Here is a 16,293-nt window from a genome sequence, read left to right on the forward strand (position 1 = left end):
CGACCGCCCGGTTCACTGGGGGAGTCAGCACGGGCAACGCGGGTGGCGCGGCCAGCTCCGCGCGGTCACCGCGGCGGTGCCGACGTCGAACTCCAGGGTGGCGTTGAGGGTCGCGGGCGGCGCGCTGCGCGATGCGGTGCCGCGCACCGCCGCGATCACCCGGTCCACCTGGTGCAGCGCGAGCGCGGCGGTGGCCAGCACGGTGGCGCGGTCGGCGGTGCCGACGGTGTCGCGCAGCTGGGCGGCCAGCACCGGCCAGGCGGTGTCGCGGTCACTGCGGTGCAAATCGGCGCAGCCCAGACAGCTGGTCACCCCGGGCACCACCAGCGGGCCGATCAGCCCGCCGCCGTCGCGCACCCGCACCGCCAGGTGCGGCACCCGGCCGGCGTGCAGATCGCGCAGCAGCCGGGGGTCGACGACCAGGGTGTCGGCCAGCACCACCAGATCGGTGCCGGCCCCCAGCCGCGCATGCGGCTGGAAACTGCGGCTCAGCCGTGCCCCCGAGCAGCGCAGCGCGGAGGCCAGCAGGTCCGACAGCGGCCCGCGGCCGTGCACCCGGATTCCCGGTGAGCGCGGGCGGGCGGGTCGCGCCGGCCCGCACCGCAGCACCCCGGCGGCCACCAGCGCGCCGAGCAGCTCAGTCAGGGCGCCGGCGTCGGTCAACCCGCCGCCGGCGGCGCGGCGACGCAGCTCCGGCAGCGCGGTCCGGGCCTGCAGGGTCCGCAGCAGGTCGGCCAGCCCGGCCGGGGTGAGCCCCGCCGGTGGGCACACCCGCACCGCGCGGCGCGGATCCCAGCCCACCTGCACGGTGTCGTCGGGGCGCACCAGCACCGGCATCGCCGGATCCAGGGTGTAGCACCGGACCATGGCGGAGAGACTGGCACAGCGAACGCGCGGACGCGCTCAGTTATCCACAGCCGGCCCGTCGCCGGGGCCGTCGCCGTCCTTCTCGAATTCGGCGAGCGCCGCATCGATGGCGCTGTCGATGCCGCTGGTGTCCCCGCCGAGCACCGAGTCGATGAACGCGGCCGGCTCGTCGAGGTCGCGGGCGCCGGGCAGCAGGTCCGGGTGCGCCCACACCGCGTCGCGGGCGTCGACGCCGACCGCCTCGGTCAGCCGCTCCCACAGCACGGCGGCCTCCCGCAGTTTGCGGGGCCGCAACTCCAACCCGACCAGCGTCGCGAAGGTCTGCTCGGCCGGCCCGCCGGTGGCCCGGCGGCGCCGCAACGTCTCGGCGAGCGCCGCGGTCGACGGGATCCGCTCCCCGAGCGCGGCGCTGACCACGGTCTGCACCCAGCCCTCGATCAGCGCCAGCAGGGTCTCCAGCCGCTCGAGGGCCTGGGTCTGTTCCGGGGTGGCCTTCGGCTCGAACATCCCCTCGCTGAGCAGCCGCTCCATGGCCTGCGGGTCGGTCAGCATCGTCGGGTCCAGCCCCTGGGCCATCTCCTCGATGCCGGACATGTCGATCTTCATCCCGCGCGCGTAGGCCTCGACCGCGTTGAGCAGTTGGCTGGCCAGCCACGGCACATGGCTGAACAGCCGGTGGTGGGCGGCTTCCTGGGCGGCCAGAAACGTCATGATCTCGCCGCGCGGCTGCTCCAGCCCGGCGGAGAACGCCTCGATCGCCTCGGGCATCAGCGCCGCCACCCCCTGCGGGCCCAGCGGCAACCCGATGTCGGTGGAGGTCAACACCTCCCGCGACAGCTGGCCCAACGCCTGGCCCAGCTGGGAGCCGAACGCCATCCCGCCCATCTGCGACATCATCGACAGCAGCGGGCCGGCCATCTGCTTGGCCTCCTCGGGCAGCGCCGAGGCCCACACCGTGGAGATCTGTTCGGCCATCGGGTCGCACAGCCGCTTCCAGGTCGCCAGGGTGTTGTCGATCCAGTCGGTGGGGGACCAGGCGGCAGCGGTGCGGGTGCCGGCGGGCAGGGCGGTCGCCCCGTCCAGCCAGGTTTCGGCCAGGTGCACCGCGTCGCCGATGGCCGCGGCGGTGGCCTGCGGGATCGGTGCGACGAACCCGATCGAACTGGCGGCCAGCTTGCGCGCCAGATCGTAGTTGACCGGCCCGGAGCCGCCCGCCGAACCGCTGCCCGCGCCGCTGAACATCTGCCCGAGGCGGGTGAAGATCTGGCCCAGGTCGGCGACGTTGAAATCGCCGCCGAACCCGAACGGGTCGGAGGACCCGGAGCCGGGCTCCTCGCCGCGGCGACGGTCACGGTCGGGGTCCTCGCCGGGGGAGGAGAAGCCGAAGGGCAGGTCAGCCATAACCCAACGGTACCGGCCGAGCAGGCCCACCGGGCGCGGCGGATCACGCCCTGAGTGAACGCCCCGCTGACCGGTGCCGTTTAGGGTAAGCGTGATGAACAGGCGGATTCTGACGCTGATGGTGGCGTTGGTGCCGGTGGTGGCCTTCGGTGTGCTGCTGGCCGCGGTCACCGTGCCGTACGTGTCGATGGGGCCGGGCCCCACCTACGACACCCTGGGACACTTCGACGGCAAGCAGGTCGTGGAGATCGTCGGAACCGAAACCCAGCCGACCACCGGACACCTCAACATGACCACCGTCGCCCAGCGCGACGGCCTGACCCTGGGGCAGGCGCTGGCGCTGTGGTTCTCCGGGCGGCAGCAATTGGTGCCGCGTGACATCGTCTACCCGCCGGGCAAGACCCGCGAGGAGATCGACGAGAACAACACCGCCGACTTCAAGAAGTCCGAGGACGCCGCCGAGTTCGCCGCGCTGGCCTACCTGAAATACCCCACCGCGGTGACCGTCGCCGCGGTCAACGACCCCGGCCCCGCGCACGGGCAGTTGCGCGCCGACGACGCCATCGACGCGGTCAACGGCCACCTGGTCGCCTCGGTCGAGGAGTTCACCGCCGAACTGCGCAAGACCAAACCCGGCCAGGAGGTGGTGATCGACTACCGCCGCAAACAGGAACCGGCGGGCATCGCGCGCATCACCCTGGGCGAGAACCCGGACCGCGACTACGGCTTTCTGGGGATCGCGGTCCTCGACGCCCCGTGGGCGCCGTTCACCGTCGACTTCCACCTGGCCAACATCGGCGGGCCGTCGGCGGGGCTGATGTTCAGCCTGGCCGTGGTGGACAAGCTCACCGACGGCCGGCTCGCCGGCCCGAAGTTCATCGCCGGCACCGGCACCATCGACGCCGACGGCGAGGTGGGGCCGATCGGCGGCATCACCCACAAGATGACCGCGGCCAGTGAGGCCGGCGCCGACTTCTTCCTGGTGCCGGTGGACAACTGCTATGAGGCCCGCTCGGAGACCAAGGGGCTGACGCTGATCAAGATCGAGAACCTCGCCCAGGCCGTCGACGCGCTGAACACGCTGCGTGCCGGCGGTGAACCACCCCGCTGCTAGCACCGGGTCATCGCCCCGCGGCGGTGCGTACAGTTGTGAAGCGTCGGGGTCAACGAGCAGGGAGCGAAGTCACGTGGGTATGCGGCCGGCGGCGAGGATGCCGAAGCTGAACCGACGGAGCCGGGTACTGATCGCGTTGGGGTTGGTGGCGCTCGCCCTGCTGCTGATCGGCCCGCGCTTCATCGACGGCTACGTCGACTGGCTGTGGTTCGGTGAGATCGGGTACCGCTCGGTGTTCACCACCGTGCTGGTGACCCGGCTGGTGGTGTTCGTCGTCGTCACCCTGGCGGTCGGCGGACTGATCTACGGGGGACTGGCGCTGGCCTACCGCACTCGGCCGGTCTTCGTGCCCAGCAACGGGCCCGACGATCCGGTGGAGCGCTACCGCACCGTGGTGCTCGCCCGGCCCCACCTGATCGGGCTGGGCGTGCCGCTGCTGGTCGGCCTGCTGGCGGGGGCGGTCGCGCAGAGCTACTGGGCGACGGTCCAACTGTTCCTGCACGGCGGTGAATTCGGTGTCGCCGACCCGCAGTTCGGCAAGGACATGGGCTTCTACGCCTTCGATCTGCCGTTCTACCGCCTGGTGCTGAGCTACCTGCTGGTGGCGGTCTTCCTGACGTTCCTGGCGAACCTGGCCGCCCACTATGTGTTCGGCGGGATCCGGCTGAGCGGGCGCGCCGGTGCGCTGACCCGGCCGGCGCGGATCCAGTTGGTCAGCCTGGTCGGGGTGCTGGTGCTGCTGAAAGTGGCGGCCTACTGGCTGGACCGCTACGAACTGTTGTCCAACACCCGGACCGGCAAGCCGTTCACCGGGGCCGGCTACACCGACATCAACGCCGTGCTGCCCGCCAAGCTGATCCTGCTGGCGATCGCGTTGATCTGCGCGGTGGCGGTGTTCTCCGCGATCGTGTTGCGCGACTTGCGCATCCCGGCGATCGGGTTGGCGTTGCTGCTGCTGTCCTCGCTGATCGTCGGGGCGGTCTGGCCGATGCTGATGGAACAGATCAGCGTCAAACCCAACGCCGCGCAGAAGGAGAGCGAGTACATCTCGCGCAGCATCACCGCGACCCGCAACGCCTACGGGTTGACCAGCGACGTGGTGCACTACGTGCCCTACCCCGGCAACGCGCCGGCCACCGCCAAACAGGTCGCCGCCGACCGGGCCACCACCTCCAACATCCGGTTGCTCGACCCGACCATCGTGTCCCCGGCGTTCACCCAGTTCCAGCAGGGGAAGAACTTCTACTACTTCCCCGACCAGCTGGCCATCGACCGCTACCGCGACGACGACGGGCACCTGCGCGACTACGTCGTCGCCGCCCGCGAACTCAACCCGGACCGGTTGACCGACAACCAGCGCGACTGGATCAACCGGCACAGCGTCTACACCCACGGCAATGGGTTCATCGCCTCGCCGGCCAACACGGTGCGCGGAATCGCCAACGACCCCAACCAGAACGGCGGTTACCCGGAGTTCCTGGTCAACGCGGTCGGCGCCAACGGCAGCGTCGTCTCCGACGGGCCCGCCCAGCTGGACCAGCCGCGCATCTACTACGGCCCGGTCATCGCCAACACTCCGGCCGACTACGCGATCGTGGGCAGCAACGGTCCCGACCGGGAATACGACTACGAGACCAACACCGAGACGAAGAACTACACCTACACCGGGCGCGGTGGGGTGCCGATCGGTAACTGGTTGGCGCGCAGCGTCTTCGCGGCGAAGTTCGCCGAACGCAACTTCTTGTTCTCCTCGGTGATCGGTGCCGACAGCAAGCTGTTGTTCAACCGCGACCCGGCCAAGCGGGTGAAGGCGGTCGCCCCGTGGCTGACCACCGACACGACCGTGTACCCGGCGATCGTCGACAAGCGGATGGTGTGGATCGTCGACGGCTACACCACACTGGACAACTACCCCTACTCGCAGTCGACGTCGCTGTCGTCGGCGACTGCGGACTCCAACGAGGTGGCCTTCAACCGGCTCACCCCGGACAAGCAGGTCTCCTACATCCGGAACTCGGTGAAGGCCACCGTCGACGCCTACGACGGCACCGTCACCCTCTACCAGCAGGACGAGAACGACCCGGTGCTCAACGCCTGGATGCAGGTGTTCCCCGGCACCGTGGAGCCCAAGAGCGCGATCAGCCCGGAGCTCGCCGAGCACCTGCGCTACCCGGAGGACCTGTTCAAGGTCCAGCGCATGCTGTTGGCGAAATATCACGTCAACGACCCGGTGACGTTCTTCTCCACGTCCGACTTCTGGGATGTGCCACTGGATCCGAACCCGACCGCGAGCAGCTTCCAGCCGCCCTACTACATCGTCGCCAAGGATCTGGCGAAGGGCGACGGGTCGGCGTCGTTCCAGCTGACCAGCGCGATGAACCGGTTCAAGCGTGATTATCTGGCGGCCTACGTCTCGGCCAGCTCCGATCCGGACACCTACGGGCAGCTGACCGTGCTGACCATCCCCGGTCAGGTCAACGGGCCCAAACTGGCCAACAACGCGATCACCACCGACACCGCGGTCTCCCAGGACCTCGGTGTGATCGGCCGGGACAACCAGAACCGGATCCGCTGGGGCAACCTGTTGACCCTGCCGCTGGGCGACGGCGGGCTGCTCTACGTCGAACCGGTGTACGCCTCACCGGGTTCCAGTGACGCGGCGTCGTCGTATCCGCGGCTGATCCGGGTGGCGATGATGTACAACGACAAGATCGGCTACGGCCCGACCGTGCGCGACGCGCTCACCGAGTTGTTCGGCAAGGGCGCCGATGCGACCGCGACCGGCATCGCCCCCACCGACACCGGGACTCCGGACAGCCCGCCGGATCGGGTTCCCGGCGAGGAGGCCCCGCGCCCGCCCGCGGCGGCGACCCCGGACACCACCACCGGGCTCTCCGCGGAGAAGGCCGAGGCGCTGCGGGAGATCGACGCGGCGATCGACGCGGTGCGCGACGCGCAGAAGAAGGGCGACTTCGCCGGCTACGGGGAGGCGCTGCAGCACCTCGATGAGGCGATGAGTAAGTTCGACGACGCGAAATAACCGCTGGTCACCGCGCGATTTGGTGGCACCGGCCGGTGTTGGGTAACCTGTACATGCCCGACGCGGGGTGGAGCAGCTCGGTAGCTCGCTGGGCTCATAACCCAGAGGTCGTAGGTTCGAATCCTGCCCCCGCTACTAGTGAAGATGCCCCTCAGGCAACAGCCTGAGGGGCATTTTCTATCGGGTTGGGGGAGCATTAGCTTGGCTAATGAAAGACTCCGCGCGGGCCTACCCGCCCCATCCGGACCGAAAGAGCTTGGCGGAAGGACCTTCCACAACATCTTCGTTGTCGAGCTTTCGGCCCTATACGTCGAAGCGCGTGTGGCAACTGACGACCCGCCTGCCGGGGTCCGGCGACGGACGGTTGCGAGGGTGATGAGCCATCGGGTCGCAAGTGGGATGGGGCCATGCGCGGCGCATTCCTGCTGATGCTCGCGAGTGTCGATGGCTTTATCCGAGGCGTAACGGCTGGATGGGTGGTCTTGCGAGAGAACCAGCCGATGGCGAAAACCGGCACCCGAGGCCGTGCGGAGCAACTAATGTTCGTGGCTGTGGGGGATGACCGCTGAACGACAAACTAGGTGCCCTGGTATCCATCGACGGCCCGGCGTGGTCAGCGCCGGGGATCAGTAAGCGCACAAGTCGTTACCCGTTGGCTGTGGAGGCGCCTGTCCTGCGAATGGTGAGTGTGTTGGTGCCGGGCATCTCAACGTTGAGCGAGAGTGCATTGCACTTTGCGCTGTACTGGGCACTCGCGGACCTGGCCTCCGCGCGCCAGTACGACTCCGCCACTTGCCAAACCTTGATCCGGCGGGCTGAATCCGCCCTGGCGTGGGCGTCTCTCGTCTCTCAAGATGCCGGCGATCTGACGGGGCCCGGTCACCTCCACGGCGCCGACACCGTACGGAGACTGCTCGCCGATGGGTTGGGCAACCGACTCAGCGAAGTCGGTCCGGAATCGTACTCAGAACGGGCCTCCGGTTTCTGGTCGCAGTACAAAGGGCCGGCAACAACCCTCGGCGTAGTGGCGACGGACAAGAACGCGCTGCGGCAAGGTCCGCGACCGTGCCCGGAAGCAATTCTGGGCATGTTCGCTCCGCTGCTGGACATCATCGTCAATCGGCCTATCACCGATGACGATCTATCCGACCTACTTCCCATTGCGCACGCCGGGCCGACGGCACCCTTTGTAGCTCCGCTGCGCAAAGTTGTCGCCGCTACCGGGGCAGGGGACTGGACCGGTGACGACCAAACGCGCCGCGCAACCTTGCGGATCTTTTGCCGCGCGACGCAGCTTCAACCGGGACAGCATGATTGGCGACGAATCGCCTACGGTGCAATCGCTTACGGCCACGAGCTCGCCACTGACACCGTGTTTCAACAAGAAGCCGGCCGCGCTGCGGCTTGGCGGGGCTTGCTGTTGCGACACCGGTTCGTGGGTGCCTGGCGGCTCCTATGGGCCCGACTGGTCGACGAGGTGCGCGAGGCCACCGACCCGATGCGACGCGACCAACTTCATGACTGGGTCCGCGGCCAGATGCCAGAGGGTCAGTTGGCGGCGTTCTTGTCGGATCTCCCACCCACCGCCGACGCAGCTGGGCATCCGCACCCTGCTGAGGATGACCTCGCCGGGCGCGGCGAAATTGAAACGGCAATTGCGACACTGCTGTTGGGCTCGCGCCGCCTCGGAGACCTCGATGGAGAAGCGCTCGCCGCCTTTCGCGGGGGTCGGCAGGCTCCACTGCGGGCATACCTTGACCCGCTGTGGGTGAGCACCCGCGCGGCGGCGGCATCGAAGGGCACCACGCGGGACTTCGCAGCACTGATCGTCGACGACATGCTCGCCCAGTCGCATCGCATCGCGCTGAGCAAGCTGGAGGTCACCGCCGACGGTCGGATTGAGCTCCCGACGAAGCTCGCCGATCGGGAGGGCCGCTACTTCGCCCTGGCGGCTGAAGGCGCCTACAACATCGGGTTTCGCGCCGAGACCCTCGGGAGCATCGCACGACAGCTCGGCGTGCTGTCCTGCGACAAGGATGGATTCGCCGTCACCGACTTGGGTCGCACCACGATGGGCCTACCGTGAGCGCGCGAGCGCGATTCGACTTCTGCTCACCATTGACTCTGCTCCAGCAGTGGCACGGCCGCGCCGACGGTGCGGCGCTGCGCGAAGTCTTGCTCACCGGCTACACCCTCGATTTGTTATTTATCGAGCAGCGGGCAGTTGGGCTGGCGCGGGGAATGGGAGCGCGGGTGACCATCCTCAGTGACGCCCACCACGCCGTCCACGACCCTGTGGATATTCGCCGTGCCGGTCGCGCATATCAGCACGGCTACGCCGCGTGTCACGGCGCATTTCATCCGAAGCTGGCCGTTCTTGTGGGGGAGGACGACGTGTGGGCGGCCGTCGGCTCGGGTAATCCGACGACCGCCGGTTGGGGACATAACGATGAACTCTGGATCGTGGTTCGGGGGCAACGGTCGAAGGGCCCTGCAGCGTTGGCTGATCTTGCCGACTGGATGGCAGCGCTGGCCGGCCATCCCGCAGTGCACATGCCGAGCTGGATCGCCGTCACCGTGACGCAGATTGCGGACATGGTGCGCCCTGAGACCGTTGAGATCTCGGAGCTGTCGATCCTCGGAAATCTCGATCGTCCTATCCTCGACCAGCTGCCCAACCTTGCCGTCGATGCGCTCAGCGTCAGTGCACCATTCTTGGATCCCGATGCCGCGGCCCTCGCCGCTTTGGTCGCGCGTCTGCAGCCTAAGTCGCTGACTGTAGCGCTGCAACCACAGCTCGGCAGTTATGACGGTAGCGCGGTGGCCGCGGCGGCCCGGGATGTCGACGTCGTCGAGTACCGGTGGCTATCGGAACAGGGCGAACGCCTAAGCCACGGCAAGCTTGTTGAGTGGCGCACCAGAGAGTCGCTGACCGCGATGGTGGGCAGCCCAAACCTCAGTCGTGTCGCGTTGCTGCGCGCGACACGCCACGGGGGGAACTGTGAGCTCGCCGCTGTCAGCCCGGCCGGGGTGTCGCTGGTGCCTGAAGGTGTGGCGGCCGCGAAGTCGGACTTGCAGATGCGCTGCACGATTGCCGCCTCCGATGAGCGCGTCACCGCGGTGCTGACGTTGCTCGGAGCACGAGCCAGCGACACCGGAATCACAGTCGAGTTGATCTGCCGCGAGGTTGCCCGAATCACGCTGGAGATGGCCTCGACTGCTGCCCCGGGGCAGTGGCGTGCATACCATTCATTCGAGGTGATCAAAGAGGACTGCCACCGCGTGATCCAGGTTGAATTTCTGGCGCCGGAGCCGGCAGGCGCCGCTGTTCGGGCAACGACCAACATCGGTGACAAAACCGTGACCAGTTCGGTGGTGTTCCTCACCGATACCGCCGCCTGTCTACCGCGAACCGGCCAAGCCACGACGCCTCGGCTTACTCGCGACTACACGGATGTCTTCACCGATGACGAGTTGCGCAACCGCTTCGAGAGCGACTTGCTGAAGTTGTTGCAGGCCAACTCCGTCCATCGACCGTCCCAGTCTTCGGGAACCTCCGCGCCGCGCGATGTAGCGGTGGACGACAACGACCGTTGGGGAGCGTGGCTGAACGATGTTGAGGCAGCATTGGGACCCGCCTTGACAACAGGGCTTTTCCCGGGATCGCTGGCGACGCTCCGAACTTCCAACTCGACCTGGGCGGTCGACTCCGCCGTCAGCGTGGATGCCGACGGACCTCTCGACGAGGAAAGCGAGGATGAAGGCGAGACGGCCGAAGACCTTTCGGATCGCCGGCCCACGCCGGATATTCCCGCCGAACAACGCCACCGGCTGCAGCTCTGGGCCCAGCGGCTGCGGCGGGGGGTCACTGCGACTCCTGCGCCAGCGGCCGAGCTTCGGATGTTGGTGCTGCAGCTGCACTTCGATCTACTCGCGGGCGGAGTATGGGGTCCGGATAACGACGAGTGGGCCGACCAACTCGCTGACGTTCTCATCGCGACTCCACCGACTCCGGACGACAATCTGCCGGACAGGGCGGAGCCCTACGTCGGTGCCCTGATCGCTGTGGGGGTGGCGTTGCTTGCTCAGGGCGCGACGCTGCATGGGGGAGGCCCGCGCGACATCGTCCTGCAGCGGGCATGGCAGGCAGTTGGAGCCCTCGCCGCGGACGCCGACCCAGATCTCATCGATCGATACCTGTACCAACCATCGCAGTCTTTCAGTCGCGTCGCCGAGTGGCGCGACATCGAAACGTACATCGAGCTTGCCAGCGCAGCTCGTGAGGATCCGCGCGCCGAGCTACTCGCCGCTTTCGAGGCGGAAGGGTTGGGCGCGGAAATAGACAGTGGCGCGTGGGTCGTCGACTGCGGCAGCGCGGCGCCTCGGCGTTACGCAGCCCGGATTGCGACACTCGTCGAACGCTACGACAGAATTTATGCCGTCGTTGCCCGAGGTGAGCGGGGAGCCTGTGTTCTATTGTGCGACAGCGGAACATACGCGTTAGCAGAAACGCAATCACAGGTATGGCGTGTCTTCGATCAGCCGTCGCCGTTGAGTACTCCGATGACGATGCTCGCGGAGGTACCTCGATCCGGTGAGCGCTATCCACGTGCAAGAGGTAAGTCGTTTCCCGAAGCCGTTGTGCAGCTGGCGAGCTCAATCGGGCTAGATGTGCAGATGGTTGTCGCTGCGCTAACCTGAGTATTCTCTTGGCCGCTAGCTCCCGATGGGCCCATCTGACTCCTCCGGGAGGAGGCACCACTCGGATGTGTTCCCGGGCGCTGCTCGTGGCAAAAAGGTGGCGGATAGCAGTGACACGTTGACTGTGCTCATTCCCCGGTAGTCGGACATTCGACGGTCGGATCTTGCGCGACGGGCACCCTGGGAAATTGGGAACAGATTTGGGTACAAAACTCCGCAAAACAGTTGAAATCAGTACCGACCACGCAAACACCATCGAACCCGTCAGACGCATGATTTGCATAAACGCGACACCGCTCACCCGGTGGAACGCCCATCCATCAGCTCATACCCCAGAGGGCGTAGGTTCGAACCCTGCCCCCGCTACTAGTGAGAAGGGCCCCCGGAGGAAACGCCGGGGCCGTATTCCATTTGACGTCCGTCGTCTCCCGATCCATGTCGCAGCCCGGCGGGTTGTCCGATGTCGGCTAGACTCGTCCACGCGGCAACGTCGCCGCGGCGAAGGGAGCTGTCATGGCCCGAGCATCGAGCGTGCCCACGCGATCCCCGATTGCCGCGATGCCGCCCGGCCGGCCGGTGATCGTCCGCGCCGCCGACGGCACCCGGTTGCACACCGAGGTTTTCGGCCCCCCGCACGGCTATCCGATCGTGCTATCGCACGGCTTCGTCTGCGCGATCCGGTTCTGGGCCAATCAGATCGCCGATCTGTCGAAGGATTTCCGGGTCATCGCCTTCGACCACCGCGGCCACGGTCGCAGCGGGATGCCGCGACGGGGCGCCTATTCGCTCAACCACCTCGCCGCCGACCTCGACGCCGTGCTGGAGGCCACGCTGGACCCGGGCGAGCGGGCCGTGATCGCCGGCCACTCGATGGGCGGCATCACCGTCGACGCCTGGTCGGCCCGCTACCGCCATCGGGTGGCGCACTACGCCGACGGGATCGCGCTGATCAACACGACCACCGGCGACCTGCTGGACAAGATCGATCTGCTGCCGTTTCCGCGCCGGCTGGTGCCGACCCGGCGGTTGGCCGCCACCAACCTGATCCGCCTCATCGGCGGGTTACCGGTGCCTCCGCCGCTGCGGATGCCGATCCGCCCGGTGGTGGCGATGATGGCGGCCGGCGCGGCCGCTGACCCCGTGGTCGCCGACTACGTCTACGAGATGTTCGAGACCACGCCGCCGGCCGGGCGCGGTGGCTGTGCGCGCGCCCTCATCCGCGAACTGGGGCACACCTACATGAACCTGTCGGGGCTGACGGTGCCCACGCTGGTGATCGGCAGCCACCGGGACCGGCTCACCCCGATCAGCCAGTCCCGCCGCATCGCCGAGGACGTGCCCAACCTGTTCCGGCTCGTCGAGCTGGCCGGCGGGCACTGCTCACCGCTGGAACAACCGGCGGCGGTCAACGCCGAACTGCGCGCCCTGGTCGCTGCGGTGGCTACCGACCCGGTGCGGGAAGCCAGTTCCTAACCGGCGCAGCCGGTCAGGGCGCCACCGACAGCCAGTCGGCGAACCCGGACGGGTCGTGGCGGCCCAGCGCCCCGTGCTCATAGAGCCCCCAGCCCTCCACGGCCGGCCCGTCGCCGTCGCGGCAGACCGCGCGGCCGACATGGTCGATCACCCCGAACCCGGCGCGGGCGACGATGGCCGGGTCGGTCATGTCGTAGGTGAGCCGCTCGGTGAAGTTCTCGCCCTTCCACATCCCGTGCAGCCAATCGGGGTCGCCGCCGTAGCCGCCGCCGACGTGAATCGGCACCGGCAGTTTGGATTCCACCTCGATGCGCACCGGGGTGCCGTCGGGCCGGGTGGCCTCGATCGTGGCGCCGGTCGGGATCCGGGTGCCAGACCGGTAGGTGGTGCTGACCCGCGGCCAGCCCAGCTGCTCGACTCGGCCGTCGCGCCAGACCCGGGTGGCGTCGTTGAGAGTGCGGAACCCGTTGGGCTCCTCCTGGATGATCAGCACGATCGCGAACTCGTCGAAGGCGACGGGCAGATACAGCCACCACATGCCCTCGAACGGCGGGTCGGCGGGCCGGCCGGCCGGCTCCGGTTCGCCCACCGGACGGATGCCCCAGGACCGGTCCCGCGAGCCGATCCAGGTTTGCGGGTCGACCGCGATCTCCTCCCCGTCGACCACGAGGTGCCCGCTCCAGGAGCCCAATTGGGCGAACCGCTGGGCGTCCAGGGTCACGCGCGTTCCGGACCGCAGCACATGGGGCTGCTCCTGGACGACATCGAACAGCCCCTGCCAGGTCAGGTCCGCCGCGATGCCCTCGGTCTCCTCCAGCACCACCCGCAGGGTGCGCAGCGGGTCGACGATCTCGATGCGGTAGTTGCCGACGTGCGGGTTGAGCCGGTCCTGGTCGATTCCGTCGGACAGGTGTACCGCGGTCTGGGTGTCGCCGCGGCGCACCAGAAAGAAGGCGTCCTTGACGCCGAGGTTGGGGTAGTAGCCCATGCCGGTGATCACGAAGATGTCGCCGGTGCGGTCGTGGGCGTTGAGATAGGAGCGGTCGTAGAAGTTGCGGTCGGAGGAGCCCGGCCAGGCGATCGGCTGGGACAGTTGGTGAACCGGGTATTCGTCGACTGGTCCGATCATCAGTTCTGTTCTCCCATCAGACGTTTCAACAGAGCACCGTGGTAGAAGAGCGACTCCGGGTCGGCGGGCGCCTCGATCTCGCCGAAGTGCACCCGGCGGGCGCCGGTGCGCAGGAACACCACCGCCCACATCAGCCCGGCATAGACGTAGAACCAGTTCAGATCACCGAGGGTGACACCGGTGAGCCGCTCGTAGGTGCGGCACACCTCGTCCTCGGTGAGGACATCGGGCAGCCCGGGCAGGTTCGCCAGGCCGGCGAGTTCCTGAAAGACCGAGTGGGCGAAGATCAGCCAGGCCACGTCGAGTTCGCGCGGACCCAGCGTCATCATCTCCCAGTCCAGCACGGCCACCGGGGCGAAGTCGCGGTAGACGACGTTGCCGATCCGGGCGTCGCCCCAACACAACACCGGCGCGGCGGCGGCCGCCTCGGCCGGCCAGTGCCGCTCCAGCCAATCGAAGCAGCGATCCAGTAGCGGGACCCGGCCGATATCGGGCACGGCGAACGCGTACCAGTCGCGCACCCAGTTGAAGTGGCGGCGCAACGCGCTGTCGCCGACGCGCCCCTCATCGATGAAGGCGAACGCCTCCTGCGGGTCGGGGATGGCGTGCAGGTCGGCCAGCACCGCCACCGTGGTGTCCTGCAACCGGCGTTGCTGGTCAGCGCTGCCGTCGGCGAACCAGTTGCCGCCGAAGGTGTAGGGCATGACGTCGGGCGGCACCTGACCGTCGACGCGGTCCATCAGGAAGAACGGTTCGCCGAGCACCGCGCCGGTGTTCTCCAGCCACCGCACCCGCGGGACCGGCACGTCGGTGAGTTCGCCGACCCGCCGCATCACCTCGAACTGGTGGTCCAACCGGTAGCTGGGAAACACCGGGACGTCGGCGGCATTGGGAGCGACCCGACCCACCCAGCGCTGTTCGACCGCCTCACCGTCCTGGGTCCAGCGTCCGGTGAGCATCAGGGTTTCCGAGGACATTCCGTTGGCGTCGACGCCGCTTTCCACGGTCACCTGCGGCGTCGCCCCGCCGGGCAGCACCGTGGCAAGCCAATTGGCCAGCTGAGCCGGTACGGTCGAGGTGTCACGACTGGATCGTTGTACCCGGTCGACCTTGGTCGTCACAGTCGGTTGTTCGACCACGGTGGCCACCTCCGGCGAGTATTACGATACTAGGAGTAGCGTTATGAAAGCAGATGTGCGGCTCGATGGCAAGACCCCGACCGCGGGTCGCCCGCGCGATCCGCGCATCGACGCCGCGATCCTGCGTGCCACCACTGAACTGCTGGGCGAGGTCGGTTACACCAACCTGACGCTGGCCGGCGTCGCCGAGCGGGCCGGGACGACCAAGAGCGCGCTGTACCGGCGGTGGTCGAGCAAGGCCGAACTGGTGCACGAGGCCTCGTTCCCGGCGGAGACGACCGTGCTGGAGACGTCGACCGGCGACATCACCGCCGACGTGCGCGCCATGATCGTCGCCGCGCGCGAGGTGTTCGCCAACCCGGTGGTGCGGGCGGCCCTACCGGGAGTGACCGCGGACATGTCGGTCGACCCCGAACTGCACGCCCGGGTGCTGTCCCGGTTCGCCGAATCGTTCGATGCGGTGCGCAACTGGCTGCGCCAAGCGGTGGAACGCGGCGCGGTACGCCCCGACGTCGACCCGGACCGGCTGGTGGAGGTCATCGGCGGCGCCACGCTGCTTCGGGTGCTGGTCCGCCCGGACGACGAACTCGACGACGCCTGGGTGGATCAGACCACCGCGATCGTGGTGCACGGTGTGATCACATAGTGCGGTGAGCACGATCGAACCGTTCCCGACCGATTGGCAGAGCGCCCTGGTGCTCGTGCCGCACCCCGACGATCCCGAATACGGGCTGGCCGCCGCGGTGGCGAAATGGACCACCGCAGGCCGCACGGTCCGCTACGAGTTGGCCTGCCGCGGTGAGGCCGGCATCGAAGGCATGCCCCCCGAGCAGGCCGGCCCGATCCGGGAAGGCGAGCAACGTCGGTCGGCCGCCATCGTCGGCGTCGACCACGTCGAGTTCTGGGACTTTCCCGACAGCGCGATCCGCAACACCGCCGCGCTGCGCGACCGGATCGCCGACCGGATCAGCGCGCTGCGCCCCGATGTGGTGCTCTCCATCTACGGTGGCGGCGAATGGGGCCCGGGGATGCCCAACCAGCGTGACCACATGGAATTCGCGGCCGCGGTCACCGAGGCCTTCGACCTACTCGCCGACCCGCCCCGCTGGCTGTTCCAGTTCGGTCCCGACCCGACCCACATCGAAACGGTCGATGACTACCTCGAGGTGGCGGTGGACGCCCTTGCCGCCCATGAGAAATACCTGTCGGTGCTCGACCCCGACACCCCGGTGCGCGACCAGGCGGCCGCGGTGATCGAGATGACTGTCGGCACCGCCCCGCAAACCGGCGCCCGGGTGGTCGGGTTCATCCACCTGCGCGGCCCGGCCTGAGGCGCGACCTCAGTCCTGCTCCGGTGGGTCGGTGTCGCCGTGGAGGAGTTCGTCGGGGTGGTGGGCGTGGTTGGTTTGGGGTGGGTGGGTGCCGTCGG

At 68.1% G+C, this 16,293-nt stretch carries 11 protein-coding genes and 1 tRNA gene; 8 read left to right on the top strand and 4 right to left on the bottom strand.

Annotated elements, in window-relative coordinates:
* Positions 1–24: 24 nt before the first annotated feature.
* Positions 25–867: a TOMM precursor leader peptide-binding protein gene (locus A5643_RS12475; protein WP_066855766.1), complete on the bottom strand. Its 843-nt coding sequence runs from the start codon at positions 865–867 to the stop codon at positions 25–27.
* A gap of 36 nt (positions 868–903) precedes the next feature.
* Complete coding sequence (locus A5643_RS12480; RefSeq protein WP_066855769.1) at positions 904–2,268, bottom strand: zinc-dependent metalloprotease; 1,365 nt, start codon at positions 2,266–2,268, stop codon at positions 904–906.
* Positions 2,269–2,362: 94 nt separating this feature from the next.
* On the opposite strand from A5643_RS12480, the gene A5643_RS12485 reads away from it, so the two are divergent.
* From A5643_RS12485 to A5643_RS12510, 6 genes are all read left to right on the top strand, one after another.
* Positions 2,363–3,382: a YlbL family protein gene (locus A5643_RS12485; protein WP_066855772.1), complete on the top strand. Its 1,020-nt coding sequence runs from the start codon at positions 2,363–2,365 to the stop codon at positions 3,380–3,382.
* 73 nt (positions 3,383–3,455) lie between these two features.
* Positions 3,456–6,422 carry a UPF0182 family protein gene (locus A5643_RS12490; protein ID WP_066855775.1) on the top strand — a complete coding sequence of 989 codons (2,967 nt, stop codon included), beginning with the start codon at positions 3,456–3,458 and terminating at the stop codon, positions 6,420–6,422.
* Positions 6,423–6,483: 61 nt separating this feature from the next.
* Positions 6,484–6,557: transfer RNA gene (locus A5643_RS12495), tRNA-Met, on the top strand.
* A gap of 547 nt (positions 6,558–7,104) precedes the next feature.
* Positions 7,105–8,508 carry a hypothetical protein gene (locus A5643_RS12500; protein ID WP_156628785.1) on the top strand — a complete coding sequence of 468 codons (1,404 nt, stop codon included), beginning with the start codon at positions 7,105–7,107 and terminating at the stop codon, positions 8,506–8,508.
* Positions 8,505–11,123, top strand: coding sequence for a phospholipase D-like domain-containing protein (locus tag A5643_RS12505; RefSeq protein WP_066855781.1), 2,619 nt, complete (start codon positions 8,505–8,507; stop codon positions 11,121–11,123). The genes A5643_RS12500 and A5643_RS12505 overlap by 4 nt, the downstream gene beginning before the upstream one ends.
* Before the next feature lie 513 nt (positions 11,124–11,636).
* Positions 11,637–12,596, top strand: a complete 960-nt coding sequence (locus tag A5643_RS12510) for an alpha/beta fold hydrolase (RefSeq protein ID WP_066855784.1) — start codon at positions 11,637–11,639, stop codon at positions 12,594–12,596.
* Positions 12,597–12,609: 13 nt separating this feature from the next.
* On the opposite strand, the gene A5643_RS12515 is transcribed toward A5643_RS12510, so the two are convergent.
* Complete coding sequence (locus A5643_RS12515; protein WP_066855787.1) at positions 12,610–13,725, bottom strand: Rv3169 family protein; 1,116 nt, start codon at positions 13,723–13,725, stop codon at positions 12,610–12,612.
* The gene (locus A5643_RS12520) at positions 13,725–14,864 is read right to left on the bottom strand and encodes a phosphotransferase family protein (RefSeq protein ID WP_082948933.1); all 1,140 of its coding nucleotides are present in this window, start codon (positions 14,862–14,864) and stop codon (positions 13,725–13,727) included. The genes A5643_RS12515 and A5643_RS12520 overlap by 1 nt, the downstream gene beginning before the upstream one ends.
* Positions 14,865–14,907: 43 nt before the next feature.
* On the opposite strand from A5643_RS12520, the gene A5643_RS12525 reads away from it, so the two are divergent.
* Entirely contained in the window at positions 14,908–15,510 is a 603-nt protein-coding gene (locus A5643_RS12525; RefSeq protein WP_066855793.1) for a TetR/AcrR family transcriptional regulator, read from the top strand.
* Between the two features lie 4 nt (positions 15,511–15,514).
* Complete coding sequence (locus A5643_RS12530; protein ID WP_066855796.1) at positions 15,515–16,195, top strand: PIG-L deacetylase family protein; 681 nt, start codon at positions 15,515–15,517, stop codon at positions 16,193–16,195.
* Positions 16,196–16,293 lie beyond the last annotated feature (98 nt).

The organism is Mycobacterium sp. 1274756.6, assembly GCF_001668625.1.
Taxonomy (GTDB): Bacteria; Actinomycetota; Actinomycetes; order Mycobacteriales; family Mycobacteriaceae; genus Mycobacterium.